This is a genomic window from Enterococcus sp. DIV1937, from assembly GCF_050535975.1.
GTDB lineage: Bacteria > Bacillota > Bacilli > Lactobacillales > Enterococcaceae > Enterococcus > Enterococcus faecalis.
Map to the genome: position 1 here is coordinate 2069924 of NZ_CP172909.1, position 26606 is coordinate 2096529.

The following is a 26606-nucleotide window of genomic DNA, read 5'->3' on the forward strand; positions in this document are numbered from 1 at the left end:
TTGTCTTTTATTTAATAATGGCTAAAAAGTCTTCACCATGTAACACGTCTGTTTGGTTCATATCCAAAACATCTAAATAATCACTCGTATTCGTTACCACAATCGGTGTAACTACTGGATAACCAGCTTCTTTAATGGCAGCAATATCAAAAGTAACCAGCAAATCTCCTTTTTTAACAGAATCACCTTGTTTCACTGATAATTCAAATCCTTTACCATCTAATTCGACTGTATCCATGCCAATATGCATTAATAATTCAACGCCCTCTGTTGTCGTCAAGCCAACAGCATGTCCTGTCGGAAATAATGTGGTGATTTCACCATCTGCGGGTGCATACAGTTTGCCTTCAGTCGGCTCAATTGCAACACCTTTTCCTAAAGCACCTGAAGCAAAAACAGGGTCTTGTACTTTTTCTAGCGGTAAAATTTCACCTTGAAGTGGACTTGCTAAAATAATTTTGTCTTCTTGATTCGTTTTTACAGGTGCCACCATCTTATCAGTTTCTGTTTTTTCAGTTGCTGTTTCTGGATTAGGTTGATCTTCAAAACGTAAGACAAACGTTAAGACAAACGCAATGATAAAGGCAATTCCAGCACCAATTGCACCAGTAATCATCGGTGCAGTATCTTTTGTCTCTGCAGGAATAAACCCAGGTAAGCTCAACATACTAACCAAGCCAAACGTAAAGTTTTTCACGTGATTCATAGCCACAAATGCACCACCGATACCGCCACCAATACAAGCTGCAATAAATGGTTTTTTCAATGGTAAAGTCACGCCATATACAGTTGGTTCAGTAATTCCAAAAATAGTTGTAATGCTTGAAGACAAAGCCAAACCTTTTAGTTTCACATTTTTTGTTAGGAAAAAGACAGCTAAAGCAGCCCCGCCTTGTGCAATAACGGCTGGTAATAACATCGGTACCATCGTATCGCCACCTTGTGTTAAGTTTAACATCATAATTGGTACAAAGCCCCAATGCATACCAAACATTACCAAGACTTGCCACAACGAACCCATTAATAACCCTGCGATAATTGGACTAAAAGCGTAAATTGCGTTGTATCCTTGTCCCAACCAATCGCCGATGACCGTCCCGATAGGACCAATAGCTAAGAAGGTAACAGGTGCCATAATAAGGAAAACAGCTAACGGAACGCAGATAATTTGTAGAAAACTCGGAATTACTTTTTTGAAGAAACGTTCCACATAACTTTGTGCAAAAACAGCCAAAATAATTGGTAAAACCGAAGAAGTATAGCCACTTGGCCCAATAATCACTGGAAGACCAGCAAAGCTAATTGTTTTGCCTGCTAAAGCAGTAATGCTGGGATGAACTAAGGCCATCGCCAAAGCAACCGCTAAAAAGGGATTAGTATTGAATTTTTTAGCAGCCGTAAACGCTAACATAATTGGTAAGAAAGTAAATAAACCATCTGCAATCGAAAAGAGAACAAGATATACGCCTGAAGTGTCAGCTAACCAGCCCATAGTTACAGCCAATGTTAAGAAGCCTTTTAGAACCCCAGCGCCGGCCATTGCACCTAAAAACGGTGTAAAAATAGAAGAAATAATATCAATTAAACGGTTAAAGATATTTCCGCCACTTTCTTTTTCTCTATTATCAGAATCATTACCTAGTCCACTGTTAGCCATCAAATCCTTATAGACATCACTAACGTGACTGCCAATAACCACTTGATATTGTCCTGCACTTTGAACTACCTGAATAACATCTGGGTCAGCATTCAATGCAGCTGTATCTGCTTTATTCTCATCTTTTAATTTAAAACGTAAGCGTGTAGCACAGTGAACAACACTATTAACGTTGCCTTCGCCCCCAACAGCTTTTAACACACGTGCTGCAATTTCTTGATTTTTACTCATCTCTAGATCCTCATTTCCATTAATTTTTAATATCAAAAAAACCTACATTGAAAAAGAGCCAGATCCTTCTCTTCACAGCTGCGCAGTCTGCGAAAATCGTTATCGGTTTTTTCAATCTAGGTTTTGCCTGCATTATCAGTAACAATCCGCGATTATTGGTTGTTATGCTTTTTTATCATTGACCACTCTTTGGATATGAATGGTTAAATAAATCATTTCCGCTTGATCAATTGGTCGATCATAGCTTTTTAATAAATACTCATTAATACGTTGGACCGCTTGAAACGCCTTAGGATACTTTCCTTGGACCAATGCAAAAAGAAATTCGTCCTCCTCATCATGCGCTTCTTGTTTTAAATAACGTTGCGCAAAATATTGAAGATGTGTAACAATTCGTTGATAGTTCAATGAATCTTCATCAAACACCTGTCCAAAGTAGCGACTAATAATCGTTAAAATATCACGAACCATCTTGGTTGCTTCCATGGTAACTTCCATATTGCCATTTCCTTGTTCAGCATTCACAATATGAAAAGCAATGAAGCCCGCTTCATTTTCTGAAAATTGAACCCCTAGCTTTTCAGCAATAATCGCTAATGCTTGCTTTGCGATTTCAAATTCTTTAGGATAAAATTTGCGTGTTTCGAATACAAGAGGATTCGGAATATCAATTCCTTCTTTGGCTCGAAGTAACGCATAGTGAATATGATCCGTTAAAGTTAAATAAATATTTGATGAAAGCTCAATCGCTAGCGTTGTTTCTGCTAAATCAACGATTTGTTTGACGACTTCTACTTCTTTGGTGGGGACGTCTTCAAACAGCTGCTGGAATTGCCCTGCCATAGCGGAGTCCTTTAACACGAATTCCTTTTCAACATAATCTGGATTGATCGTGTCTCCAATCTTCTTTTGAAAGGCTAAGCCGCGTCCCATATAAACAATTTCTTCGCCTTGCTCATTTCTTGAAAGCACGACATTATTATTTAAAACTTTTTCAATCCTCATGATGAATGCAACCTCACTTTTTTATAAAAAAAGCCCAGAATCCCTCCACTGATTGTGTTAATGGAAGACTCTGGTTTTGCCTGCAAAGCAGTAACAATCCTTATTTACAAAGTAATAATAGCATGCTTTTTTTTAATATGCAAGCCTTTCCAAAAAAATATTTTTATTTATTTTTTACTCTGTTGATCCATTTTAAAAAAAAGTTTACTAAAAGTAAAAAAAAGACTTGCTTTCTCTTACTTTTTATTAGTAAAATAGAGATGTTGAATTTTTAAACTATTTATTTTAAGGAGATTACACAATGTCAAAATTATTAGTTGTTAAAGCACATCCATTAACAAAAGAAGAATCACGCTCAGTTCGTGCGTTAGAAACATTTTTAGCTTCATACCGTGAAACAAATCCATCAGACGAAATCGAAATTTTAGATGTTTATGCACCAGAAACAAACATGCCGGAAATCGATGAAGAATTATTATCTGCTTGGGGTGCACTTCGCGCTGGCGCAGCATTTGAAACATTAAGCGAAAACCAACAACAAAAAGTGGCTCGTTTTAATGAATTAACTGATCAATTTTTATCTGCAGACAAAGTAGTAATTGCTAATCCAATGTGGAACTTAAACGTACCGACACGCTTAAAAGCTTGGGTAGATACAATCAACGTTGCTGGAAAAACATTCCAATATACTGCAGAAGGACCAAAACCTCTAACAAGTGGTAAAAAAGCCTTACACATCCAATCAAATGGCGGCTTCTACGAAGGAAAAGATTTTGCTTCTCAATACATTAAAGCGATTCTAAACTTTATTGGTGTTGAGCAAGTCGACGGATTATTCATCGAAGGAATCGATCATTTCCCTGATCGCGCGGAAGAACTTTTAAATACTGCCATGACCAAAGCAACTGAATACGGTAAAACATTCTAAATTTTCCGAGTGATTTACATCAAAAAGAGACAAGCAGTTCATTCACTGCTTGTCTCTTTTGTTACGTAGATTCTTGTTGATCTGGCTTATCTTCATCATACAAACCGGAAACGATTTGGTACCACTCAAAAATGTGTGTAATTATCACCTTAGCTGCGGCATAAACAGGAATTCCTAAAATCACCCCGACAATCCCAAATAGTTTACCAGACGTTAATAAAACAACCAAAATGGTGACTGGATGAATGGATAACTGACTGCCTAGGACAAGTGGTGAAATAAACCGACCTTCGACCGTTTGCTCAATGGCAAAAACAATCAAGACTTTAATTAACAAGGCTGGCCCACTGACAATTCCTAAAAAGACTGCTGGAATCATGGCTAAAAATGACCCTAAATAAGGGATTAAATTTAAAAAGCCTGCTGCAATACCTAAAGTGACTGCATAATCTAAGCCAATGACAGAAAAACCAATCATAAACATAATTGCCACTGCGAAAGCGACAGTTAACTGTCCTCTAATATAAGAAGAGACTTGATCATTGACTTCTGCAAGAACTTTTAAGGTTGGTTTACGCATCTTCACTGGTAAAAACTTCATTAAATATGGCGCTAAGTTTTTGCCATCTTTCAGTAAATAAAATAGAATAAACGGCATCGTAATGATGGCGACAAAGATCGTAGCCACCGCCCCAAAGAAATTACCAATTCCTTGTACTGTGAACGTTGAGACGTTTTTAATGATGGTACCTAACGAACTGACAACTTTATCGCCTGCCGCTTCAAGTTGTTCTCTAAATTGCGCGAAAAGTGGATCACTTAATATTTCCTGCGATTTTTGATCAATTGTATCAATATATTGAGGAAAATGATTCACAAAGCTGACAGATTGCTCACGAATTTTAGGAACGATTACAATACCACCCCAAATGAGTAGTGCCACAATTAAAATAAATAGGCCGATAATACTCCAGACACGTGAGATTTGTTTTTTCTCTAAATAATCGACAATTGGATTTAATAAATAATATAAAATCCCCGCCATAATTACTGGTAAGCCGACAACGCCGAAAAACTGCCAGACGGGCTTAAATAAATAAGAAACTTTCGTAAAAGTTAGAATAATTAACAGCACCAATAAGACAATCAGTAAGGCTGTTACTACTTGATTATTTAAAAACCAACGCCAAAACCAAGACAGGCGTTTATCAGTCGTTTGTTTTTTATCCATTGATTCACGCTCCATTTACTAAATAATCAATTGTTGTTCCAATGGTTATCTTTGGTAACTGATGGGGCGTTAAATAAACACCATTTCGGATAACATCATCCTCATCGGTTGGTGCATCAGCAAAGATTAAAGTGCTGTGAGCGATACTTTGCAAGTTACTATTGGCAAAAGAACCCACTTTTGTGATTGTATAGTTTGTATCGCCAATTTTCAGATGATCTCCTTCTGCCAAGGTAACTTGGTCTTTTTCTGGGAATGATTGAATAACTGCATGTTGCTTCAAGGTATCGGTAGCAGTTTCTCCAAAAAGAATAATCATTTTTTCTGAATCATCGATTGCATGTTTGCCTATTTCTGTTACGGTTGCTTGCATCTTCCATCCCACTCCTTCATTATCTTACTTCTATTATTATAGCATAGAATAAAATAGATATTCAGGAAAAAGAAAAGGCGGTGAACAATCGTCAATTGACTTTTGTTCACCGCCTTAAAATAAGTTTTTATTTAAAGAAGTTCATAATATGAGTCCAAATTTTTTCATCAAAGACATCCATTGGATTCCCATTTCCAATCAAACCATAACCAATCATTGTTCCCACAACAAATAAGATAATGACTAACGAAATGACCACTAGAATTTTCAATAATGTTACTAAAATATAACGAAATGAACTCATACGTTTGACTCCTTTAGATTACTGTCGTTGCTTGTTTTTCTTCAATTTTTTCATCATTGACACGTTCAACGTTCGCGCCTAATTTTTGAAGTTTTTTATGGAACTCATAATAGCCACGATCTAAATATTTCAAATTAGAGACACGTGTAATGCCATTTGCACGTAACCCTACTAAAATCAATGCGGCAGCTGCCCGTAAATCAGTGGCTTCCACTGCTGCTCCTTGTAACTCGTTGCCACCATTAATAACGGCAATGTTGCCGTCAATTTTTAAGTCAGCGTTCATTCGACGCATTTCCTCTAAGTGTTGGTAACGATTTTCAAAGACTGTTTCTGTCACGATGCTTGTTCCTTCAGCAAACATTTGGATCGCTGTCATTTGTGCTTGCATGTCTGTTGGGAAACCAGGATGCGGCATTGTCTTAACATCTGTTGGTTTTAGATGTTTTGGTCCAATTACACGGATGCCATTTTCTTCTTCTTCAATGATTGCACCCATTTCAGTTAATTTAGAAATTAGCGGACGATTATGTTCAGAAATTGCTTCTTCAATTAAAACATTGCCCTCAGTCATTGCTGCAGCTACCATGAACGTACCTGCTTCAATTCGATCTTGAACGATTGAATGCTCTACGGCATGTAATTTATCGACGCCTTCGATACGCATCGTTTCTGTTCCAGCACCGATAACATTGGCACCCATTTTGTTTAAAATGTTTGCTAAGTCAACGATTTCAGGTTCACGAGCAACGTTTTCAATGATGGTTGTTCCTTTCGCACGAACAGCAGCCATCATAATGTTTTGCGTAGCGCCGACACTTGGGAAGTCTAAGTAAATAGTGTTACCGATTAGTTCATCCGCAATTGCTTCAATATAACCATTTTTTTGGATGATTTTTGCACCTAATGCTTGGAAGCCTTTTAAGTGTAAATCAATTGGTCGTTTCCCAATGGCACAGCCACCTGGCATTGCCACTTTGGCATGACCATTACGAGCCAATAAAGGTCCCATTACAACGATAGAAGCACGCATTTTACTAACGTACTCATAGTTTGCTTCGATCCCTAAAGGTTGTGTTGCGTCTATTGTTACTTCATTCGCGTCTTCATCAAAATCAATGGCTACATTCAAATGCTTAATTACTTGATTCATTGTAAATACATCAGATAAAATTGGTACATTTTTTAAAGTAGTAACGCCTTCTTCAGCTAAAAGAGTAGCTGCTAAAATTGGTAAAACAGCGTTTTTGGCGCCTTCAATTTTTACAGTTCCTTCTAATTTTGTATTACCACCATGAACAATAATTTGTTCCATTTTGTTCCCCCCAAAAAAATGAGAATAGGTATTCCTATTCAAAATCTTTACTATTATACCATTATTCAACTAAAAATTGTACCTTTTTTTATTTTTCAATTTTTAAGGAAAATACACAATGAAAAGATTTCGACAAAGCGCAATCAATTCTAAAGCAAACGAGCTAACTGTGTATCCGATAGCGATGGCGAAAAATACCATCAACATTCTGATTTGCGGTGTAAATTGGGTTTTGAAAAATTGCTCAATACGCAATGATTGCAACGCCCAAAAACTTATGTAAATGAACATAAGATGACTAACGATTCGAACAATAGCATCTACTCCATAGTATTGCATAAGGAGCCTCCTTTTTTCTAACGTAGGAACATTTTATCACAAAATAATAAAAACCGATAATTAATCCACTTGAAATGCCAAAATTTGACACTATTTATTAAAAAATACGAAGAAATAGAGTTTAAGGCAACTGACTCAATAGCAAGCGCCTTAAACTCTACAAAAGTGACTGAATCCTTCAGCCTTTTTTACCCATGTTTCGATACGTTGATCCGGTTGATTGCTCGATGCAAAGCAACAGTCGCACGACGTAGTTGATCGCGGTCGTCTTTTGCTTTGGCTTCTTCAATTAAACGTTCTGCTCGTTGTTTTGCTCGTTCAGCACGAGGCACATCGATATCTCGTTCACGTTCGGCACTATCGGCAATAATAGAAACGACATTATCACGGACTTCCATGATACCACCATTTACAGCTACCCAGTCAACATGTGTATCTGAATCGGTCCGTTTGATGCGGACTTCATCAATCGCTAGCGGAACGATGATTGGCGCATGTTTTGGTAAAATACCAATTTCACCATCTGTTGTTTTCGCCACAACGATTTTTGCATGGTGGTCATAAACTAGACCATTTGGCGTTACTACATTCACAGTAAGACTATCCATTGTGTTTGCCGCCTTTCTAGTAGTTTAATTGTTTCGCTTTTTCGATGGCATCTTCAATTTTACCGACACTACGGAAGGCTTCTTCTGGCAGATTATCATGTTTACCTTCAAGAATTTCTTTAAAGCCACGAACTGTTTCCGCAACTGGTACATAAGAACCAGGTTGACCTGTAAATTGTTCAGCAACGTTAAAGTTTTGAGATAAGAAGAATTGAACACGGCGTGCGCGACCAACAAGTACTTTTTCGTCATCTGATAATTCGTCCATCCCTAAAATAGCGATGATATCTTGTAATTCACGGTAACGTTGTAAAATATGTTGCACTTCGGTAGCCACTTCGTAGTGTTCTTCTCCAACAATTTCAGGAGCCAAGGCACTAGAAGATGAAGCTAACGGATCTACCGCTGGATAAATCCCTTGTTCGGTTAATTTACGTTCCAAGTTAGTTGTTGCATCCAAATGGGCAAACGCTGTTGCTGGCGCTGGATCGGTATAGTCATCGGCTGGAACATAGATTGCTTGAATAGAGGTAATTGATCCTTTTTTCGTTGAAGTAATCCGTTCTTGTAATTGTCCCATTTCAGTCGCTAAGGTTGGTTGGTAACCAACGGCTGACGGCATCCGACCTAAAAGGGCAGAAACTTCTGAACCGGCTTGTGTGAAACGGAAAATGTTATCAATAAATAATAGCACGTCTTGTCCTTCCACATCACGGAAATATTCAGCAATCGTTAACCCAGTTAAGGCCACACGCATCCGTGCACCTGGTGGTTCGTTCATTTGACCAAAAACCATGGCTGTTTTTTCAATAACGCCTGAATCTTTCATTTCATAGTACAGGTCGTTCCCTTCACGTGTCCGTTCACCAACACCAGTAAAGACGGAAATCCCTCCATGTTCTTGGGCAATGTTATGAATTAATTCTTGAATTAAGACGGTTTTACCAACACCGGCACCACCGAAAAGTCCGACTTTACCACCTTTTAGATAAGGTGCTAATAAGTCAATAACTTTAATCCCTGTTTCTAAAATTTCATTACTGGTACTTAATTCATCAAATGCTGGCGCTTTTTTATGAATCCCACTACGTTCAGCATCTGCAGGGAATGGCGCTTCTAAGTCAATTGTGTCTCCTAAAACGTTAAACACACGACCCAATGTATCTTTACCAACAGGAACTGAAATTGATTTTCCTGTATCGATAACTTCCATTCCACGTTGTAAACCATCTGTCGATTCCATGGCGATAGAACGAATCACTCCATCACCTAGTTCTAAAGCGACTTCAAGTACTACTTTTTGTTTTGCTTCGCCATTTTTATAAACGACTAAAGCGTTGTTAATATCGGGTAAGGATTGATCTAATGAAAATTCCACGTCAACAACGGGACCGATTACTTGAACAATCTTTCCTGAACTCATAATTTCTTTCCTCCAGTCTTCATAAAGTCACACGCTTTGAACGTTTTTATAAACGTTCAAACGTAAGACTAGATTATTCTAGTGCAGCTGCACCAGCAACAATTTCTGTAATTTCTTGGGTAATCGCCCCTTGACGAGCACGGTTATAAGAAATTGTTAAATCGCTAATAATATTTTGCGCATTGTCAGTGGCTGTTTTCATGGCGGTCATCCCAGCAGCATGTTCTGCTGTTTTCGCATCAATGATCGCCCCATAAATTAAGCTTTCTGCATATTGTGGTAATAATTGATCCAAGATTGCTTCAGGTGAAGGCTCTAAAAGATATTCTTGTTCGTAAGAGGTCGCCTCTGATGGATCTAAATCAGTAATTGGCAACATTTTTTCCACACGAAACTGACTCGTTAGTGAGTTAACGTGGTGATTATAACAAACATACAATTCATCAAACACTTCGTTTTGGTACATAGTCGTTGCCGTTGTCACAATCTTACGGACTTCTTCAAACGTTGGTTGATCCGTTAAGCCTCTTAGCTCATAGGAAACATCGATTCCGCGTGCTTTAAAGAAATCCGCCCCTGTACCACCAATGGCGATTAAGGCATATTCTTTATTAGAATCATGGTCTTCTTGAATCATACTCATGGTTTGTTTTAAGATTGAGCTATTGTAGCCACCAACTAACCCTTTATCAGAAGTGATAACGATATAGCCTGTTTTTTTGACAGGTCGTTGTGCTAACATCACATGATAGCTCCCTTCACTAAGAGAAGATTGTTCTGTTTCACGTAATTCACTTAACTGAGCAGCTACTAAATGCGTAACGACACTACGAATTTTTGAAGAATATTCTTGAAAGCTTTTAGAGGCGCCTTCTGACTTGGTCAATTTGGCTGCAGAAACCATTTGCATCGCTTTGGTAATTTGGCTTGTCTTTTTTGTTGATGCAATACGTTGTTTGATTTCGTTTAATGAAGCACCCAATGTCGCTCACCTCTCTTATGCGTTATCGATTTTTTCTAAAGCTTCTTTGGCTGAATCTCCGCTATTGTTTGCCGCTGCAAACATTTCAGAAAACTCTGTAATCGCTGCATCTAATGCATCAGTATCTGGTAAGTCTTTCGTAGTACGAATGGTTTCCAATAAGTCTGCATGTTTGCCATCAAAATAATCGAATAAATCTTGTTCAAAGTGTAAAATTTTATCTACGCTCACGCTATCTAAAAAGCCGTGTGTTAACGCATATAAAATTAAGACTTGTTTTTCTACAGGCAGTGGCGCATGTAGTTTTTGTTTTAAAATTTCTACCGTACGACGACCACGGTTTAATTTAGCTTGTGTTGCCGCATCTAAATCAGAGCCAAATTGTGTAAAGGCTTCTAACTCACGGTAACTAGCTAAGTCTAAACGAAGCGTTCCGGCAACTTTTTTCATTGCTTTGATTTGCGCTGATCCTCCGACACGAGAAACAGATAACCCAGCATCAACGGCTGGACGAGTGCCTGCATAGAACAAGTCGCTTTCTAAGAAAATTTGTCCATCAGTGATTGAAATAACGTTTGTTGGAATATAAGCAGAAATATCGCCTGCTTGTGTTTCAACGAATGGTAAGGCTGTCATTGAACCGCCACCTAATTCATCACTTAATTTAGCTGCACGTTCTAATAAACGTGAGTGTAAATAGAAGACATCCCCTGGATAAGCTTCACGACCTGGTGGACGGCGTAATAGTAGAGAAAGTTCACGATAAGCCACGGCTTGTTTTGATAAGTCATCAAAAATAATTAAGACATGTTTGCCGTTATACATGAATTCTTCACCCATTGCAGTTCCTGCATATGGTGCAATGTAAAGTAATGGTGCTGGTTGTGAAGCCCCTGCAGTCACAACGATTGTATAATCTAAGGCACCAAATTTACGAAGTGTTTCTACTTGGTTACGAACAGTAGATTCTTTTTGACCAATCGCTACATAAATACAAATTACATCTTGTCCTTTTTGGTTAATAATTGTATCAATTGCAATCGATGTTTTCCCTGTTTTACGGTCTCCAATAACTAATTCCCGTTGTCCACGACCAATTGGTACTAGGGCATCAATGGCTTTTAAGCCAGTTTGCATTGGTTCAGCAACAGATTGACGTTGCATAACACCGGGAGCTGTTGCTTCCACAGGACGTGTTTTGTCTGTTTTAATTTCGCCTAAACCATCTAATGGTTGACCTAATGGATTAACGACACGGCCAATCAAAGCTTCCCCAACGGGTACTTCCATGATTTTGCCTGTGCGTTGTACTTTATCTCCTTCACGAATGGTTTCAAAATCGCCAAGGATAATAATCCCTACATCATTTGTTTCTAAGTTTTGTGCCATTCCGTATGAACCGTTTGAAAACTCAACAAGTTCTCCACTCATGGCATTTTCTAAACCGTGGGCGCGGGCAATTCCGTCACCGACGTAAGTGACTGTTCCAACTTCTTCAACAGCAAGCTGTTGTTGATAGTTTTCGATTTGTTCTTTAATCAAGGCACTGATTTCTTCTGCTTTGATAGCCATTCAATTCACCTCTTTGTAGTCCTAAAGATTATTTTAATAACTTCTGCTGCATATGTTCTAATTGTTTGCGGATGCTGCCATCGATTACTTGATGGTTTGCTTCAATAACCACTCCGCCGACAATTGACGGGTCAATTAAATTGACTAAATGCGCTTGTTCATACCCTAATAATTGGGCAGCTTTTTCTTCCATTGCTTGATGTTGTTCTTTTGATAAAGGAATGGCTGTTGTCACTGAACCCAAAATTAGTCCTTGGTGCTCATCATAACGTCGTTCATATTCATCAATCATCAAGAGCAGATCGTACATGCGACGATATTCGTAAACCACTCGCAAAAAGTTTTGCATCATTTCACTAAAACCTGTTACTAGTTTTTCCATGATGCTGTCTTTTTCATAAGGCTCTAAGCGATCATCACTTAAAATATCGCCAATACCAGGTACTTGGTGATAGACTTCGCGAAGCGTCAATAATTCTTGATAAATTGCTTCAGCTTGGTTCTTTTCAACTGCCAACTCAAACAAAGCCTTGCCGTAGCGTTTACCAACTGTATATTTATCTAGTTTCATTTGCTTTACCTAAACTTTCAATATAAGAATCAATCAATGCTTCATGTGCATCTGGTGTTAATTCTTTATTTAAAATTTTGGCTGCAATTTGAAGAGAAAGATCTGCCACTTCATTTTTTACTGAAGACAATGCTTCTTCACGTTCTTGAGAAATATCTGTCCGAGCTTTTTCGCGTAAGCGAGTAACTTCCGCAGTTGTTTCTTTTAATGTTTTTTGGCGAGTCTGTTCTCCACTTTCTTTCGCGTTTTTAATAATTTCAGCTGCTTCTGATCTGGAAGAAAGTAATTGTTGTTGACGTTCTTTTTCCATTTTCGCTGCTGCTACGCGAGATTGTTCTGCAGAGTCTAAATCGTTGGCAATTTTTTCTTCACGTTGTGTCAAAATATCTACGATTGCTCCCCATGCATATTTCTTTAATAAGAGCATCAAGATTAAAAATGCACCACTGACAACAATCATCGTGCCTAGTGTGGTACTAGGAGCCGTTTCACCGACTACCAATGTAGTAAGTAGCATGAAGTCTCAACTTCCTTTCCTGCAAAAATCGATTTAGCTTCTTCAACTGCTTTATCACCAGCTATTGAAAAGGCTAAAGATAGAAGAAAGCAGTGACGGTCCCGATAATAATCAGCGTCCTGCCTCCATTTTATTGCTTATCTGAATAAAAGTAATAAAGAAACAACGACACCTAAAATTGGCACAGCTTCGATTAAAGCGACCCCGATAAACATTGTTGTTCTTAATTGACCAGACATTTCTGGTTGACGAGTCATTGACTCGATTGTTTTTGAAATAACTTGTCCGTTACCGATAGCGGCTCCGATAGCTGAACCGAAAATTGCAATTGCTGCTGCGATAAAATTTAATCCTTCCATTGTGTAAAATCCTCCTAAAAGATAATTTTTGTCCTTCGTATTTCTTGATTATTCTTCTGTTTCAATTTTGTGTGACATATAAACCATTGAAAGTGTCACAAAGATAAACGCTTGGATACATCCAATAAAGATTGAGAATGCTACCCAAATCATTTCTAGCGGAATTGCTAGTGGGATAACCCATAATCCGACGCTTGCTACGGTTCCAGCAATTAAGCCCAATAGAACTTCGCCGGCAAAAATGTTTCCGTACAAACGCAAGCCTAATGTTAATAGATTCGTGAATTCTTCCATTAATTTTACCGGTAGTAAGAAACCAACGGGTCTTAAATAACTATTAACTAGATAGCCTTTAAAACCAAAGCGTTTCATACCAAAGAAGTGTGTTAAGACAATCATCATCATCGCTAACGTTAAGGTTACGATTGGATCGGCGGTTGGACTTTTCCAAACGCTGAGATCGTCGCCCACAACGATTTTTGTAACGAGACCCAAGATGTTTGAAACAAGTACAAACATGAACAGGGTAAACGCCATTAAATGAAAATTGCTCACTTCTTTACGAGGTAAATTGTCTGTAATGATTCCACGAATAAAATCTACTAACCATTCGATGACCGTTTGTTTGCCTTTAGGTCGTAGCTTCATATTTCTCGTACAAGCATAGACAAAGGCGAAAACAATGATACACGTCAACAGCACCATCAAAACAATGGTTCCATCAAACCAAATTGGTCCGATATTGAAGAGTAATTTCTTCTCTTCCAAATCAATTCACCTCTTTTCCAACAATCTTTCAGAAGTTTCATCCTACTCCTGAGTGATAATCCCTGGCAAAGCTATCGTACCACCACTTGTTGATAATTTACAAATAGTTTACTTTTAAAATTTCATGTGTTGAAAATTGGTTGGAAAACCTTTTCCATAAACCAATCTAATGCAGGGTGGTACTGCTTTCCGAAGCGATTAAAAAATGAATCATTTACATTCATTTACTCAACACTTACCAGATTTTACACCTAATCCGAAGAAAGGCAAGCAAATATGCGAAAAAGAATAAATTTACATTTTTAACGTCGGTTATTTTTTAATGTTCGGCTGATTTGTCGGTCAACTTCCTTACGTTTCAAGTCTTCACGCTTGTCGTACTGCTTTTTCCCTTTAGCTAAACCAATCAAAACTTTGGCATAGCCGTCTTTAATATAGACCTTCAAAGGTACTAATGTGATACCTGTATTTTTGGTTTCGCCGATTAACTTATTAATTTGTTTTTTGTGTAATAATAATTTTCTGGTACGTAATGGGTCATGATTAAAAATATTGCCTTGTTCATATGGACTAATATGAACATTATACAAAAAGGCTTCTCCGTTTCGAATTCGTGCAAAACCATCTTTTAAATTGATACGACCATTTCGAATAGATTTGATTTCTGTTCCTTGTAAAACAAGCCCAGCTTCAACCGTATCGATAATTGAATAATCATGTCTAGCTTTGCGGTTTTGTGCGATTAATTTTCCTTCCCCTTTTGGCATAAGCGACCTCCTCTACTTCTTCTTTTTCCCTTTTTTATTTTTTTGTTTCATTGCTTCTTTATAAAAAGGTTGTTTTTTGCCTTTGCCTTTTTTCTTATTTTTCTTTTTCTTACCATCAAATGATTCATCTTTTTTATTTCTTCGTTGATTATTTGAACGAGTTGAAGAATTGGCTTTGCCTTTTTTACGTCCTTTTGGTCCTTCGACTGGCGCGACTTCCTCAGCTGAAATCAATTCAAAATCAACTTCTCTTGTTTCTGGATCAGCTTTTTCAACACGGATTTGAACTTTCTGACCAATTTTCAAAGTCATTCCCGTCCGTTCACCAACTAACGCCATATGATTTTCAATAAAGTGGAAATAATCTTGTTTTAAGTTGTTCACGTGAATCAAGCCTTCTATTGTATTAGGCAGTTCCACAAAGATACCAAATTTTGTGACTGAGCTGATAATCCCGTCATACGTTTCTCCCACTTTATCTACCATAAATTCGGCTTTCTTCATGGCGTCCACTTCACGCTCTGCATCAACTGCGCGACGTTCCATACTTGAACTATGATTGGCAATTTCTGGTAATGCTTCGTTCCATTTTTCTTGATTTTTTTCAGATTGATCTTGGCTATAGCTGCGAATCAAACGATGCACAATTAAATCTGGATAACGACGTATTGGTGAAGTGAAATGCGTATAATATTCAGCAGCCAACCCATAGTGTCCGTAGTTGTCTTCTGAGTATTTCGCTTGTTGCATACTTCTTAGCAACATCGTATTGATAACCACTTCTTCCGGCTTATTTTCAACTTGCTCTAAAACTTTTTGTAAATCTTTCGGTGAAATGTTTTCTTTTGTTCCTTTAACAAGAATGCCAAGTACTGCAGCAAAGTCAAAGAAACGTTGCATTTTTTCTTCTTTTGGTTGTTCATGAATCCGATAAATGAATGGCAGTTTTAAGTCATGATAATGACGCGCCACAGTTTCATTCGCTGCCAACATAAAGGATTCAATTAATCGTTCACCCACGCCACGCGTGCGTAAAAGAATATCTTGGGGATGACCATTTTCATCAACTAGGACTTTGGCTTCACGATCTTCAAAAGAAATCGCACCACGGCGCATACGCATCTCTTCTAATATATGGTGCAGCTCGCCCATCTCTTTAAACATGGGAACTAGCTCCTTGTAGCGTTCTAACGTTTCAGGTTTTTGCTCTTCTAAAATTTCATTGACTGCTGTATAGGTCATTCGCTCCGTTGTTTGGATTACACTTTGGAAAATTTCATGCGAAATAACTTCTCCTTCTGGTGTAATTTCCATCTCACAACTCATGGTTAAACGTGGAACATGTGGGTTTAGCGAACAAATCCCATTCGATAATCGCTGCGGAATCATTGGCACAACTCGGTCTGTCAAATAGACACTTGTACCACGTTCATACGCTTCCATATCCAATTGGCTTCCTTCAGTTACATAATAAGAAACATCTGCAATATGCACCCCTAAAAAGAAATTGCCATTTGCTAACTTTTGTACCGTTACCGCATCATCTAAATCTTTTGCATCTTCTCCATCAATCGTCACAATCAACTGATCACGTAAATCCCGACGACCGACTAAATCGCTTTCTGCAATAGTTTCTGGTACTTGGTCCGCTTCAGCTAAAACTTCATCAGGAAATGCTGTGGGAATTCCATGAGCCACCACGATTGATAAAATATCCATTCCTGGATCATTTTTATGACCAATCACTTGTTTGACTAGTCCTTCCATACTCGTTGGATATTCTTGATCTGGATAATAGGTAATTTCAGCAATGACAATGCTACCATCTACTGGCTTAATCCCTTCAGGTGCAATTGATACAGTATACTGATTCAATTTCTTATCTTTGGGAATCATGTAGCCATACAGTCCCATTTCTGCCATTTCTTCTTCACTATATGCCACAAATTCTCCGACAACTTGGCTCACTGCTCGCTCTTTAATTTCTTTGACTTTACCTTCTGCGCCGCGATCTGAAAAAGGATCCGCATGTTGGATCACGTCGATTAAAACCGTGTCCCCATCCATTGCAAAGTTCGTTGCCTCTTTAGGAATGTAAACATCTGGTTCTTCAGGATCGATGGTTACAAAACCAAAGCCTCGTTCATTTGCACGAAACGTTCCTTCTATTAATAAGTCTTTCATTGGTAACAGGACTTTGCCTTTTTTGTTGAAACTAACTGACTTTTCTCGTTCCATTTGTGCAATGGTTTGCACTAAAATTTTAAAATCTGAACTTTTTTCTAAATTCAAGCCTTGTGCAATTTCTTCCATTGAAAAGCTTTTCTTTTTTTGGCTTTCCATGAAATGTAAAATTTGCTCTTTAATTGTTTGTTTTGTCATTATTTCTCCTCATTCCAAGGTAGTGTTGCTAAAAATTGCACCACATCTTGCTCTAATTGTTTGTGTTCTCCACTCACCGTAATGACATGTCCGCTGTTTGGGTACCATTGTAAGGTCACACGTGCTTGTGTTAGCGCTTGGGCCGTTTGATAGACGCCCATTGGCTCAATCATTTCATCTTTGCCAGCTTGCGCTAAGAAAAGAGGTGCGTGGATTTTGTTTAGTTTGTCAGCCGTCTGACTAGCAATCGTTTCAATCGCTCCTAATTGTTGTTTGACTCGTTGCTCAATCGATTGCAACCGGCTTTGTTGTTCCTCTGCAGGAACTTCTGCGATTTTCATCACATTTTCTGCGTATAATACGAAATTTTCTGGGACTTTATTTTCGACAGGGTAGATAGGTGAACAGAAAAATCCACCACCAATTAATCCTGTTAATTGTTCCGTTAATGCATGCATACTGAAAATCCCGCCCATTGATAAACCAAAAATGGCAATTTCTTGGTAACCTCTTTCTCTCAAAAAAGCGACTGCTTCTTGTGTATCTTGCCACCATTGTTCCGTTGTTTGATCTAAAATATCTTCAGGAACTAGCGTGCCATGTCCTGAAAAATTAGGCGAATAGACAGTATAATTTTCTTTTTCTAAACGTCTGCTTAACATCCGTACATCATTACTGCTGCCAGAATAAGCGTGTAATAAAAGGACCGCCCGTTTTCCTTTTTCTGAAAATAACGGCTTCGGTAAATTGATTTTTTTTGCCACTTCGCTCACCTCAGCTTCATTCTATCATATTCTCAAAAGAAAACCTTCCGAAATGATAAGTTTCAAAGACTTTTTCAGAAAGAAAAAGAACAGAAAAATAAGTGTCCGCACTCATCTCTCTGTTCTAAACTTGTCATTTTAAAAGATTACGTACTTATTTTGAAGATAAGAACGCCAAAACAAATAATAAAATCATCCAAATTGCGCCAAGAACTGCTGTTGAGCGTTGCATAACAGCTTCAAAACCGCGCGCTTTTTGCTTCCCAAATAATTTATCTGCACCGCCAGTGAAGGCACTTGCTGCACTGTTTTGTTTGCTTGGTTGCATCATAACAGTAATGACGATTAAAACAGATAAAATGATGACCAACGTTAAGATTAGATTATACATGCGTTAATTCTCCTTTTTATACAAATATGCGAAATTCATCTACTTTAATGTAGCATATTTTATCTGTAAACACCAGTGAAATTTAATGTCTTTCCTTATTTGTCTCTAATAACAACAGCCGCAAGTAGGAATCAGATTTCTACTTGCGGCTGTTGCTAGTTTCTTCTTTATTTTCTCAATACGTCTCCGTATTCAGGTTTAGTATCAAATTCTTTTTTGGCAAATGGACATAGCGGAATAATTTTTTTATGCTCTTTTCTCGCTTTTTCAACACCTGCTAAAACAAGTTTTTCAGCTAATTTTTGTCCACGATAAGTTGGATCAACAAACGTATGATCAATAATCATCATGCTTTCGCCAGCATCTGACCAAGTCATTTCACCAATTTCTTGGTTTTCATCGTTATATAGAGCAAAACGATTGTTTTCTTCTTTAATTTGCATATTCGTTCCCTGCTTTCCGAATATATTTTAGAGCACCACTTGGACATGAATCTACCACAATCATGTCATTTTCAACACTTCCGTTATCTGGAATAATCCATGGTTTCCGACCAACTTCAAAGACTTCTGGATTTCCGCGAACACAATTACCAATATGTTCACAAATATCTTTATTATAAAAGATATCAATTCCTTCCCCCGTATATTTACGGTAGCCTTCTTTTAATAGTTGTTCTTCCGTGACTGGTTGCCCATCTATTTGGTTTCCTTTCATTGCACAATCTCTCCCCTGTAACTTATTAATATTAAAAACGTACCTTTATTTTACCACTAAGCTGGACATTCAGGCAATTAATTGTTCCACCTTACTTGCCAATTCGACGAGCACGCAAAGCAGATAAGATTGACACAGTGTCCACGACTTCTTGTAGCATAGCCCCGATTAGCGCCGGAATGATCCCGGTACTAGCAATTAGCATTAGTAAAACGCAGATAAAAATTCCGATTAATACAGATTGTTTGGCAATTTTCATGGTATCTTGGGCAATTTCGACCGCTTGGCTGACTTTACTTAAGTCATCTTTTAAAATAACAACGTCAGCAGTTTCACTAGCCGCAGTAGCTCCATGAGCGCCCATAGCAATACCTACGTCTGCAGCAGCAAGCGAAGGTGCATCATTTACACCATCCCCTACCATGATGACTGGATGGTTTTCTTTGGGCAATTCTTTTAGAATAGTTAACTTATCTTGTGGTAAACATTCCCCATGTACTTCGGTAATTCCTACTTCTGCAGCAATCGTTTCTGCGACGGATTCTTGATCCCCCGTCAGCATTAAAATTCGTTGAAGATGTAATTGGTGTAATTTTTCCATAGTCTCTTTTGCTTCTGGTCGTACTGTGTCTGTAAAAGTAATTCGGCCTAAATATGTGCCATTACGTGAAATATGAATAGTCGTTTTATCAATTTTTTCAGTTGCTTGAGACTCTTGTGTCACAAAATTCTTTTTACCTACCCGTATCTCAGCACCATCCACAAATGCCTTCACGCCAGCACCAGAAACTTCCGCTAGATCTGTAATATTTTTTAATGGGACATCTTGCTTTCTGGCATAAGCAACAATTGATCTAGCTAAAATATGACTTGATTCTTGTTCCACGCTTGCTGCCAATCCCACTAATTCAGCAGCAGTTATTTCAGCATTGATTGGTTGGACTTGATCAACAGAAAGTTGTCCTTGCGTAATCGTGCCTGTTTTATCAAACGCAATCGTTTTTGCAGAAGCTAATTTTTCGACCATCGTTCCCGATTTAATAACGACCCCATGACGACTTGAACGACCCATCCCTGCCACTAAAGCAATTGGGGCAGATAGAATTAAAGGACACGGCGAAGCAACCACTAAGACTTCCGCAAAACGTGTCGGACTTTTTGAAACAAACCAAGCAACACCTGCAATTAAGTAGGCAACTAGTGTAAAAGGTACCGCATAGCGGTCTGCTAAACGTACAAAATGAGCTGGACGTGCCGCAGATTCTTTCACTAAGTTCACAATTGTTTGATATTGACTGTCTGCTACAGTTTTTTCAGCAACCATTTTCAAAGAGCCATCACCATTCACGGAACCCGACATTAATTCATCCCCAGGATTTTTTTCAATTGGTTTTGATTCTCCTGTTAATGAAGATTCATCGACTGTTGATGTCCCGGTTTTTACCAAGCCATCAACTGGAACTAGTTCCCCTGGTTTTACTACTAATTCATCGCCAACATTGATTTCCTCAACAGAAACATCTTCTAAATTTTCGCCATTCAAGCGATGAGCTTTTTGTGGCGAGTTATCCAATAATGACTTCAGCTCTTGGTTAGCTTTTCCAGCAGCATAGTCTTCTAATGAATCACCACCAGTCAACATAATTAAAATCATCAAACTGGCCCAGTATTCTCCCACAGCTAAGGTTGCAACGATAGCGGTAATCGCTAAAATATCGACACCATATTTTCCTTCACGTAAGGTTTGAATCATTTCCCAGAACATCATTAACGCCATTACAGAACCTGTTATTAAAATAATACCATACGCCCAATTCGGCTGATGTAAAATAAATTCAAATAATAATGCCAAAACTCCTGTTATAATTGTAATCCCCAATTTTGTTACATGCTTCATCTCTTTTTCTCTCCCATCATTCACTTTACATTATTGAGCGTACCTTTTCTGTTTTGAAAAAGAAAGTGAAAACGCCTAAATGAAAACGACTTTCATTATCATAGGATAGTTGCTGTAGCAACGTTTACTTTCTGAAAAGTAGTTATGTAAAAAAAACACAGACCATCGTTCATTCGCCGATGGTCTGTGTTTTTATTTCCAAAAATCATCAAAAATTGTAATGGGTAAATGCCGTTTGTGTTGTCCTTTTTTATACCAGTTTTCAATTGTTTGTTGATCTGTTTCCGAGACTTTTTTGCCTTCCAAATAGTCATCAATGGCATCATACGTGACACCTAAGGCAACTTCATCTGCAACTAACGGTTTGTCATCTTCTAGATCAGCTGTTGGTATTTTTAGATACAAGGCTTCTGGTGCCCCAAGTTCTTTCAGCAAAGCTTTTCCTTGGCGCTTATTTAAACGAAATAACGGTAAAATATCCGCTCCGCCATCGCCATATTTGGTGAAGAAAGCTGTCACATTTTCGGCTGCGTGGTCTGTGCCAATTACTGCGCCAGCATTTTCGCCAGCTACTGCATATTGTGTAATCATACGTTGACGTGCTTTCATGTTCCCTTTATTAAAATCGCTAATTTGAACGCCAGCGTTTTCTAGCGAACCAACCATTGCATCCACTGCTGGTTTAATATCCACTCGTAAAGAAACATCTGGCTGGATAAAGGCTAGCGCGGCTTGTGCATCAGCTTCATCTGCTTGCTCACCATAGGGAAGGCGAATCGCAATAAATTGATACGACATATCTCCTGTTTCTTCGCGCATTTCAGTCATCGCTAATTGTGCTAAGCGCCCAGCTAATGTTGAATCTTGTCCGCCACTAATTCCCAAGACAAAGGTTTTTAAAAAAGGATGTTTAGTTAAATAAGCTTTCAGAAAATCAATACTTTTACGAACTTCTTCTTTTGGATCAATTGTCGGTAAAACACCTAACTCTTGAATGATTTTTTCTTGAAGTGTTGTCATTTCTAGGCCTCCTTATTCACCGTTTCCGTTAAATGTTTAACGTCTTTACGCACTTTTTCCAATAAATTCATTTTGTGGTTCCAACAATCTGTTGAAAGGTCCACTGGATATTTCTGCGGATTCAAGTCCCGCTTGTATTCTTCCCAAAGTGAATCTAAATTTTCTTTTGCATATTGTTTAATTTCATCTAAAGTTGGTAATTCATACACACGTTTTCCTTCAACGAAAATATCTTGGAGTACTGGCCGTGCTTCAAAATCACGGACATACTTATTAATAAAGGTATGAACGGGATGGAACATATAAATTTCTTCTTCTTGGCGAGGATCTTCGTTCCAAAGTGTCACATAGTCCCCTTCTGACTTTTTATCAGATTTACGTGTAATGCGCCAGACTTGTTTTTTTCCTGGTGTTGTCACTTTTTCAGCATTGCTAGATAGTTTAATGGTATCTTTCATTTGACCATCTTCACCTTCAATTGAAACTAATTTAAACACCGCTCCTAAAGCCGGTTGATCATAGGCGGTAATCAGCTTGGTACCCACGCCCCATACATCAATTTTTGATTTTTGCATTTTTAGATTCAAAATCGTATTTTCATCTAAATCGTTCGATGCATAAATTTTTGCTTCAGTAAAGCCTGCTTCGTCCAGTTGTTCACGAACTCGTTTAGAAATATAAGCCATATCGCCACTATCAATCCGCACGCCTAGGAAATTAATTTTATCCCCCATTTCTCGAGCTACTCGAATTGCGCTTGGCACTCCCGCTTTCAAAGTATCATACGTATCAACAAGGAAAACGCAATCCCGATGTGTTTTGGCATACGCCATGAATGCTTCATAATCATTTCCATACGACTGAACCAATGAATGGGCATGAGTCCCACTAACCGGAATACCAAAAATTTTACCAGCACGAACATTACTTGTCGCGTCCGCCCCACCAATATAGGCGGCTCTTGTGCCCCAAATGGCAGCATCTAATTCTTGTGCCCGGCGTGTTCCAAATTCCAATAAAGGATCATCGCCTATCACGGATTTAATTCGAGCCGCTTTTGTCGCAATTAATGTTTGGAAATTCACCATATTTAGCAAGGCAGTTTCTACCAATTGACATTGTGCCAAAGGACCTTCAATTTGAATTAACGGTTCGTTATTAAAAACCAAATCCCCTTCTAAAGCAGAGCGTACAGTACATTTAAATTCAAAATTTGCTAAATACGTCAAGAAATCTTCTGGATATTCTTCAACTTCTCGGAGATATGCAATATCAGATTCTGTGAACGTTAAATTTTCGAGATAATTGACCAAACGTTCTAAGCCTGCAAAAATTGCGTAGCCATGATTAAAGGGCATCTCTCTAAAGTAACATTCAAAAACAGCATGTAAATCTGCTCTCCCTAATTCCCAGTACGTTTGCATCATATTGATTTGATACATATCTGTATGCAATGTCAAACTATCATCTGCATATGTATAGTCCATCGTTTTCTACCTCTATTCTTTGTATTAAAAACTTGTTTATATTATAACAAAAAAATTTTTTTTAGCCTAAAATCTGCTTAGACCTCTTTTTCTTTAAAAATGAAAAATTTACTGAAGAAATAATTTAAAATCACTACTACAACTTGTGTAATCATTTTCGCCCAAAACGATGAAAAATGAATGCCATCAATTAGGAGAATCATTAAACCCATATCAGCCACAAAAGATAAAATTCGGTACCAATAAAATAAGCCCATTTCTTTAAAAAAACCAGCTATGCTTTCATGCTTACTTGCGAATACCCAATATTTATTCGTGAAAAAGGCAAATAGAACAGATAAAAACCAACTAATTGTGTTACTTATCTTGTAATCCAGCCCTAACACATTTTGACAAACAAAAAATACAACTAAGTTGACGACAGTCGTTGCACCACCAAAAAATAAATAAGCCAGTACTTCTCGGTATTTACGAAATAATTCTTTCAATTTTCACGCATCCTTTCAACTAATCATTTTATCAAACTTCGGCAAGAAAACCTATCTATTTTGTGTAAAGACACAATTCTCTTGCTAATTTTACTATTTATTAAGTATTTATGAAAAACATAGTAAGAGAAGAGGAGAAGTTCATCCATGGATGAACTTCTCCTCTTCTCTTCGTCTAATAATATATGACTCCATCAACCAATAAGTTAAATCAGCATTAGTCCTTTAGCTTAGGAAGTGCTATCGTTTGTCCTTCGGTTAATACAGAATACGTTAAGTCATTTGTCTGCTTGAGGGCGGTTAAGGAATAGCCCGTTTTTTTAGCAATTTTTGCGAGTGTCTCTCCTCTTTTTACTTCATAATACTCAGTAGACTCTGTTTTTGAGTCATTCGCTTTACCATTTGATTGCTCTGCTGTCTTCAAAGCATTAGTCACCGATTTACTGATTATTAGTGATTGAAGTAACGCTTGTTCTTTCGGTTCTAGAGAAGTCGCCGCTGTATGCTGAGGAATCGTGATTTTTTGGCCAATATAAAACATTTCTTGAGTCTTTGAATTTTGTTTTAAAATGGCTGTTGCTGACACACCAAACGTCTGGCTAATGGTGGCGAGAGAATCTCCTTTGCTTACTTCATAGATGACTGCTTCTTTTTTTAGCTGTTCTTTGACTGCTTCCTTATCAAACGAAGGTTTCTTTTCTTCTGCCAAATTAGTCACTACTGGTTTCTTCTTTTCTTGATCGTATTCAGTTAATTGATAGGTTTCAATCAACGCGTTTAATTTTTTATCGTAATATGTATCCGTTGCATAACGACCTGTTAAAAATTTTGTTGCCTGCTGATAATTCGTCGTGTTTGCTTTCAAAACGCCGTGATAAAACGTTGGATTACCAGCCAGCCCATTGATGATTAATTTACTATAGTCTGTTAATGACTCTTTATAGGATGGATACTGACGAAAATCGGCATGAATGGTGGTCATCTTCCCTTTACCATCATCTTCTTGTGTGGGAAAGCTGACACTTTGACCTTGATAAGCGCCTTTAATGCCAAACAAATTATAATTAGGCGGCGCTGCTAACGCACTATTGCCCGAGCCACTTTCTAAAATAGCTTGAGCTATCATGACAGAAGCGTATAGATCATGTTGCTGACCAATAACTCGTGCTTCTTCACCGATTTTTCTAATAAACTCAGAAGTAGAAGCATTCTCTTGGACAACAAAATTTGCCTCGGCTTGTTGTTGAATTCCTGCTTGCTTTTCCTTTTCTTGACTATTGTCTATCTCTGAATGTACCAACGGCTCTTTGGTCTTTTCAGTTAATGTAGAATTTTGTGGTTCCTGATTATGAGGCGGCTTTTCAGTGAGTGCTTTACGCTCTTCAGACGCTGGTTGCTCACTTTGTAACGATTCGGTTGGTTTAGTACTAGCAATTGGCTTTTCTTGTGGCGGTAAACTATTTTCAGATTCTAATGGTTCCACATTATTTTCTGGATGGTCACTGCTGTAATTTTGTGTTGAACTTTCTTGTTGTTCAGACGAACTTATTATTGTTTCGTTCAGCGTTGAAGAAGTAAGGGTTCCTTGGTCTTGATTGGCTTGGTCCGCTCTTTTTTCTTCCAGCGATAGCTGTCGACTTTCGTCCCTCGTTTCGGTCTCTTCTTGAGCGATTAATGGTTCCGAATTGTAGTAACTGGCGCCCGCATAAATCCCTAAAATTCCAATACATACCAACTTCAAATATCTTGCCTTTCTTTTTTTCATCGCATTTCTCCTTCATTTACCTCTTTATTTCTGCTAATAACTGCTCTATCTGTTGGTACGTTCCTGTTGATTCATTCTTGATTGTCAGCATTTGTTCACAATAAGCTTGGTACTCTCTTGCCACTTGCTTCATGCGTGTTAAAGTTGCTAAACGTTGTTCCATCTCTTCATGAACTGTTGCAACTTGTTGGTTAGCTTGGGCAATTGTTTCTTTTGCTTGACGTTTGGCTTCTAATAAGACTTCGCCAATTTCTTTTTGAGAAAGCGTAACGGCTGTGTCTAAATTCTCTTCACTGGTCTGTCTCTGTTGCATCTTTTCTTCAGACAATTGTTTCTGTAAAGAAGTGATAGTTGCTTCTTTATCACTTAACGTTTCTTTAAGCTGTTTAAGTTGCACATCTTTTTCGACTACTTGTTTTTGTAATGCTTCCACTTCATTGGTTCGCATTAATAATTGCTCCGTTAGCTTTTTAATGGATTGCTGATATAATTGATTTTCTTCTTCTAGTTTTTCAACAAAAGAAAATGACTCTTCTGACAGTTCAGTCGGCACTTGTTGCTGGACCTGCTTTACTTTTGCAGCTTGCTCTTTTGCATAAACGACCTCGTCATCAAAGCTTGCTTCCTCTGTTACCTTTGGTTGTGCTTTCATCGATTGTTCATTTTCAAAATCCGGCATCTTCTCATACTCCTCATCTTCATTGTTTTTAGTCAAAAATTGCCACATCTTTTTCTCCCCCTTCTT

The 26606-nt window shown here is 38.0% G+C and carries 28 protein-coding genes; 1 reads left to right on the top strand and 27 read right to left on the bottom strand.

Going from position 1 to position 26606, the window contains the following annotated elements; translation table 11 throughout:
- Positions 1-7: 7 nt before the first annotated feature.
- Together IGL13_RS09835 and licT are read right to left on the bottom strand one after the other, a co-directional pair.
- Positions 8-1888 (bottom strand): beta-glucoside-specific PTS transporter subunit IIABC, encoded by a 1881-nt coding sequence (locus IGL13_RS09835; RefSeq protein WP_002378604.1) that lies wholly within the window; start codon positions 1886-1888, stop codon positions 8-10.
- Between the two features lie 162 nt (positions 1889-2050).
- Positions 2051-2893 (bottom strand): BglG family transcription antiterminator LicT, encoded by an 843-nt coding sequence (gene licT / locus IGL13_RS09840; protein ID WP_002359608.1) that lies wholly within the window; start codon positions 2891-2893, stop codon positions 2051-2053.
- 301 nt (positions 2894-3194) lie between these two features.
- On the opposite strand from licT, the gene IGL13_RS09845 reads away from it, so the two are divergent.
- Positions 3195-3821: an FMN-dependent NADH-azoreductase gene (locus tag IGL13_RS09845; RefSeq protein WP_002356569.1), complete on the top strand. Its 627-nt coding sequence runs from the start codon at positions 3195-3197 to the stop codon at positions 3819-3821.
- Between the two features lie 61 nt (positions 3822-3882).
- Here the strand turns inward: IGL13_RS09845 and IGL13_RS09850 are convergent, their stop codons facing one another.
- From IGL13_RS09850 to IGL13_RS09970, 25 genes are all read right to left on the bottom strand, one after another.
- On the bottom strand, positions 3883-5052 hold the full coding sequence (locus IGL13_RS09850; protein ID WP_002381494.1) for an AI-2E family transporter: 1170 nt from the start codon (positions 5050-5052) through the stop codon (positions 3883-3885).
- Positions 5053-5056: 4 nt separating this feature from the next.
- Positions 5057-5425 carry a PTS glucitol/sorbitol transporter subunit IIA gene (locus IGL13_RS09855; RefSeq protein WP_002356567.1) on the bottom strand — a complete coding sequence of 123 codons (369 nt, stop codon included), beginning with the start codon at positions 5423-5425 and terminating at the stop codon, positions 5057-5059.
- 127 nt (positions 5426-5552) lie between these two features.
- On the bottom strand, positions 5553-5729 hold the full coding sequence (locus IGL13_RS09860) for a DNA-directed RNA polymerase subunit beta (RefSeq protein ID WP_002356564.1): 177 nt from the start codon (positions 5727-5729) through the stop codon (positions 5553-5555).
- 13 nt (positions 5730-5742) lie between these two features.
- Complete coding sequence (gene murA, locus IGL13_RS09865; protein WP_002356562.1) at positions 5743-7044, bottom strand: UDP-N-acetylglucosamine 1-carboxyvinyltransferase; 1302 nt, start codon at positions 7042-7044, stop codon at positions 5743-5745.
- Positions 7045-7146: 102 nt separating this feature from the next.
- Positions 7147-7383, bottom strand: coding sequence for a DUF1146 family protein (locus IGL13_RS09870; protein ID WP_002356560.1), 237 nt, complete (start codon positions 7381-7383; stop codon positions 7147-7149).
- Between the two features lie 188 nt (positions 7384-7571).
- Entirely contained in the window at positions 7572-7991 is a 420-nt protein-coding gene (locus tag IGL13_RS09875) for a F0F1 ATP synthase subunit epsilon (protein WP_002356559.1), read from the bottom strand.
- A gap of 16 nt (positions 7992-8007) precedes the next feature.
- Positions 8008-9414 (bottom strand): F0F1 ATP synthase subunit beta, encoded by a 1407-nt coding sequence (gene atpD / locus IGL13_RS09880; RefSeq protein ID WP_002356558.1) that lies wholly within the window; start codon positions 9412-9414, stop codon positions 8008-8010.
- Between the two features lie 73 nt (positions 9415-9487).
- A complete protein-coding gene (locus tag IGL13_RS09885; RefSeq protein WP_002356556.1) occupies positions 9488-10396 on the bottom strand; it encodes a F0F1 ATP synthase subunit gamma in 909 nt (302 codons plus the stop codon).
- Between the two features lie 15 nt (positions 10397-10411).
- Positions 10412-11968 carry a F0F1 ATP synthase subunit alpha gene (atpA, locus tag IGL13_RS09890; protein WP_002356555.1) on the bottom strand — a complete coding sequence of 519 codons (1557 nt, stop codon included), beginning with the start codon at positions 11966-11968 and terminating at the stop codon, positions 10412-10414.
- A gap of 28 nt (positions 11969-11996) precedes the next feature.
- A complete protein-coding gene (atpH, locus tag IGL13_RS09895; protein WP_002356554.1) occupies positions 11997-12539 on the bottom strand; it encodes an ATP synthase F1 subunit delta in 543 nt (180 codons plus the stop codon).
- Positions 12526-13056: a F0F1 ATP synthase subunit B gene (gene atpF / locus IGL13_RS09900; protein ID WP_002365031.1), complete on the bottom strand. Its 531-nt coding sequence runs from the start codon at positions 13054-13056 to the stop codon at positions 12526-12528. Before atpF ends, atpH begins: the two co-directional genes overlap by 14 nt.
- Positions 13057-13193: 137 nt before the next feature.
- Positions 13194-13415 carry an ATP synthase F0 subunit C gene (gene atpE / locus IGL13_RS09905; RefSeq protein ID WP_002356552.1) on the bottom strand — a complete coding sequence of 74 codons (222 nt, stop codon included), beginning with the start codon at positions 13413-13415 and terminating at the stop codon, positions 13194-13196.
- Between the two features lie 48 nt (positions 13416-13463).
- On the bottom strand, positions 13464-14183 hold the full coding sequence (gene atpB / locus IGL13_RS09910; protein WP_002356551.1) for a F0F1 ATP synthase subunit A: 720 nt from the start codon (positions 14181-14183) through the stop codon (positions 13464-13466).
- 302 nt (positions 14184-14485) lie between these two features.
- Positions 14486-14950, bottom strand: a complete 465-nt coding sequence (smpB, locus tag IGL13_RS09915; protein WP_002356550.1) for an SsrA-binding protein SmpB — start codon at positions 14948-14950, stop codon at positions 14486-14488.
- 12 nt (positions 14951-14962) lie between these two features.
- Positions 14963-17332, bottom strand: a complete 2370-nt coding sequence (gene rnr / locus IGL13_RS09920; protein WP_002356549.1) for a ribonuclease R — start codon at positions 17330-17332, stop codon at positions 14963-14965.
- Positions 17332-18105, bottom strand: coding sequence for an alpha/beta hydrolase (locus IGL13_RS09925; protein WP_002384145.1), 774 nt, complete (start codon positions 18103-18105; stop codon positions 17332-17334). The genes rnr and IGL13_RS09925 overlap by 1 nt, the downstream gene beginning before the upstream one ends.
- A gap of 145 nt (positions 18106-18250) precedes the next feature.
- A complete protein-coding gene (secG, locus tag IGL13_RS09930) occupies positions 18251-18487 on the bottom strand; it encodes a preprotein translocase subunit SecG (protein ID WP_002356546.1) in 237 nt (78 codons plus the stop codon).
- Positions 18488-18654: 167 nt separating this feature from the next.
- Positions 18655-18930, bottom strand: coding sequence for a GNAT family N-acetyltransferase (locus IGL13_RS09935; protein ID WP_002356545.1), 276 nt, complete (start codon positions 18928-18930; stop codon positions 18655-18657).
- Positions 18920-19204 (bottom strand): (4Fe-4S)-binding protein, encoded by a 285-nt coding sequence (locus IGL13_RS09940; protein WP_002356543.1) that lies wholly within the window; start codon positions 19202-19204, stop codon positions 18920-18922. The genes IGL13_RS09935 and IGL13_RS09940 overlap by 11 nt, the downstream gene beginning before the upstream one ends.
- 91 nt (positions 19205-19295) lie before the next feature.
- Positions 19296-21125 carry a heavy metal translocating P-type ATPase gene (locus tag IGL13_RS09945; RefSeq protein WP_002356542.1) on the bottom strand — a complete coding sequence of 610 codons (1830 nt, stop codon included), beginning with the start codon at positions 21123-21125 and terminating at the stop codon, positions 19296-19298.
- A 168-nt stretch (positions 21126-21293) separates the two neighbouring features.
- Positions 21294-22121: an ammonia-dependent NAD(+) synthetase gene (nadE, locus tag IGL13_RS09950; protein WP_002356540.1), complete on the bottom strand. Its 828-nt coding sequence runs from the start codon at positions 22119-22121 to the stop codon at positions 21294-21296.
- Positions 22122-22123: 2 nt separating this feature from the next.
- On the bottom strand, positions 22124-23608 hold the full coding sequence (locus IGL13_RS09955) for a nicotinate phosphoribosyltransferase (protein ID WP_002356538.1): 1485 nt from the start codon (positions 23606-23608) through the stop codon (positions 22124-22126).
- A gap of 77 nt (positions 23609-23685) precedes the next feature.
- Positions 23686-24096 carry a GtrA family protein gene (locus tag IGL13_RS09960; protein ID WP_002356537.1) on the bottom strand — a complete coding sequence of 137 codons (411 nt, stop codon included), beginning with the start codon at positions 24094-24096 and terminating at the stop codon, positions 23686-23688.
- A 217-nt stretch (positions 24097-24313) separates the two neighbouring features.
- Entirely contained in the window at positions 24314-25861 is a 1548-nt protein-coding gene (locus tag IGL13_RS09965; protein ID WP_002365033.1) for a glucosaminidase domain-containing protein, read from the bottom strand.
- Between the two features lie 16 nt (positions 25862-25877).
- Positions 25878-26588 carry a hypothetical protein gene (locus IGL13_RS09970; RefSeq protein ID WP_002356535.1) on the bottom strand — a complete coding sequence of 237 codons (711 nt, stop codon included), beginning with the start codon at positions 26586-26588 and terminating at the stop codon, positions 25878-25880.
- Positions 26589-26606: the final 18 nt, after the last annotated feature.

Excerpts from the sequence above, each read along its gene's own strand:
- IGL13_RS09935 (WP_002356545.1), bottom strand. The coding sequence starts at position 18,930 with ATGCAAATTAAAGAAGAAAACAATCGTTTTGCTCTATATAACGATGAA.
- murA (WP_002356562.1), bottom strand. The coding sequence starts at position 7,044 with ATGGAACAAATTATTGTTCATGGTGGTAATACAAAATTAGAAGGAACT.
- secG (WP_002356546.1), bottom strand. The coding sequence starts at position 18,487 with ATGTATAATCTAATCTTAACGTTGGTCATCATTTTATCTGTTTTAATC.
- IGL13_RS09850 (WP_002381494.1), bottom strand. The coding sequence starts at position 5,052 with ATGGATAAAAAACAAACGACTGATAAACGCCTGTCTTGGTTTTGGCGT.
- atpD (WP_002356558.1), bottom strand. The coding sequence starts at position 9,414 with ATGAGTTCAGGAAAGATTGTTCAAGTAATCGGTCCCGTTGTTGACGTG.
- IGL13_RS09870 (WP_002356560.1), bottom strand. The coding sequence starts at position 7,383 with ATGCAATACTATGGAGTAGATGCTATTGTTCGAATCGTTAGTCATCTT.
- smpB (WP_002356550.1), bottom strand. The coding sequence starts at position 14,950 with ATGCCAAAAGGGGAAGGAAAATTAATCGCACAAAACCGCAAAGCTAGA.
- nadE (WP_002356540.1), bottom strand. The coding sequence starts at position 22,121 with ATGACAACACTTCAAGAAAAAATCATTCAAGAGTTAGGTGTTTTACCG.
- IGL13_RS09845 (WP_002356569.1), top strand. The coding sequence starts at position 3,195 with ATGTCAAAATTATTAGTTGTTAAAGCACATCCATTAACAAAAGAAGAA.
- IGL13_RS09955 (WP_002356538.1), bottom strand. The coding sequence starts at position 23,608 with ATGGACTATACATATGCAGATGATAGTTTGACATTGCATACAGATATG.
- atpH (WP_002356554.1), bottom strand. The coding sequence starts at position 12,539 with ATGAAACTAGATAAATATACAGTTGGTAAACGCTACGGCAAGGCTTTG.
- IGL13_RS09855 (WP_002356567.1), bottom strand. The coding sequence starts at position 5,425 with ATGCAAGCAACCGTAACAGAAATAGGCAAACATGCAATCGATGATTCA.
- IGL13_RS09860 (WP_002356564.1), bottom strand. The coding sequence starts at position 5,729 with ATGAGTTCATTTCGTTATATTTTAGTAACATTATTGAAAATTCTAGTG.
- atpA (WP_002356555.1), bottom strand. The coding sequence starts at position 11,968 with ATGGCTATCAAAGCAGAAGAAATCAGTGCCTTGATTAAAGAACAAATC.
- IGL13_RS09835 (WP_002378604.1), bottom strand. The coding sequence starts at position 1,888 with ATGAGTAAAAATCAAGAAATTGCAGCACGTGTGTTAAAAGCTGTTGGG.
- atpE (WP_002356552.1), bottom strand. The coding sequence starts at position 13,415 with ATGGAAGGATTAAATTTTATCGCAGCAGCAATTGCAATTTTCGGTTCA.
- IGL13_RS09965 (WP_002365033.1), bottom strand. The coding sequence starts at position 25,861 with ATGAAAAAAAGAAAGGCAAGATATTTGAAGTTGGTATGTATTGGAATT.
- atpF (WP_002365031.1), bottom strand. The coding sequence starts at position 13,056 with ATGCTACTTACTACATTGGTAGTCGGTGAAACGGCTCCTAGTACCACA.
- IGL13_RS09875 (WP_002356559.1), bottom strand. The coding sequence starts at position 7,991 with ATGGATAGTCTTACTGTGAATGTAGTAACGCCAAATGGTCTAGTTTAT.
- IGL13_RS09970 (WP_002356535.1), bottom strand. The coding sequence starts at position 26,588 with ATGTGGCAATTTTTGACTAAAAACAATGAAGATGAGGAGTATGAGAAG.
- IGL13_RS09940 (WP_002356543.1), bottom strand. The coding sequence starts at position 19,204 with ATGAAAGGAAACCAAATAGATGGGCAACCAGTCACGGAAGAACAACTA.
- licT (WP_002359608.1), bottom strand. The coding sequence starts at position 2,893 with ATGAGGATTGAAAAAGTTTTAAATAATAATGTCGTGCTTTCAAGAAAT.
- rnr (WP_002356549.1), bottom strand. The coding sequence starts at position 17,332 with ATGACAAAACAAACAATTAAAGAGCAAATTTTACATTTCATGGAAAGC.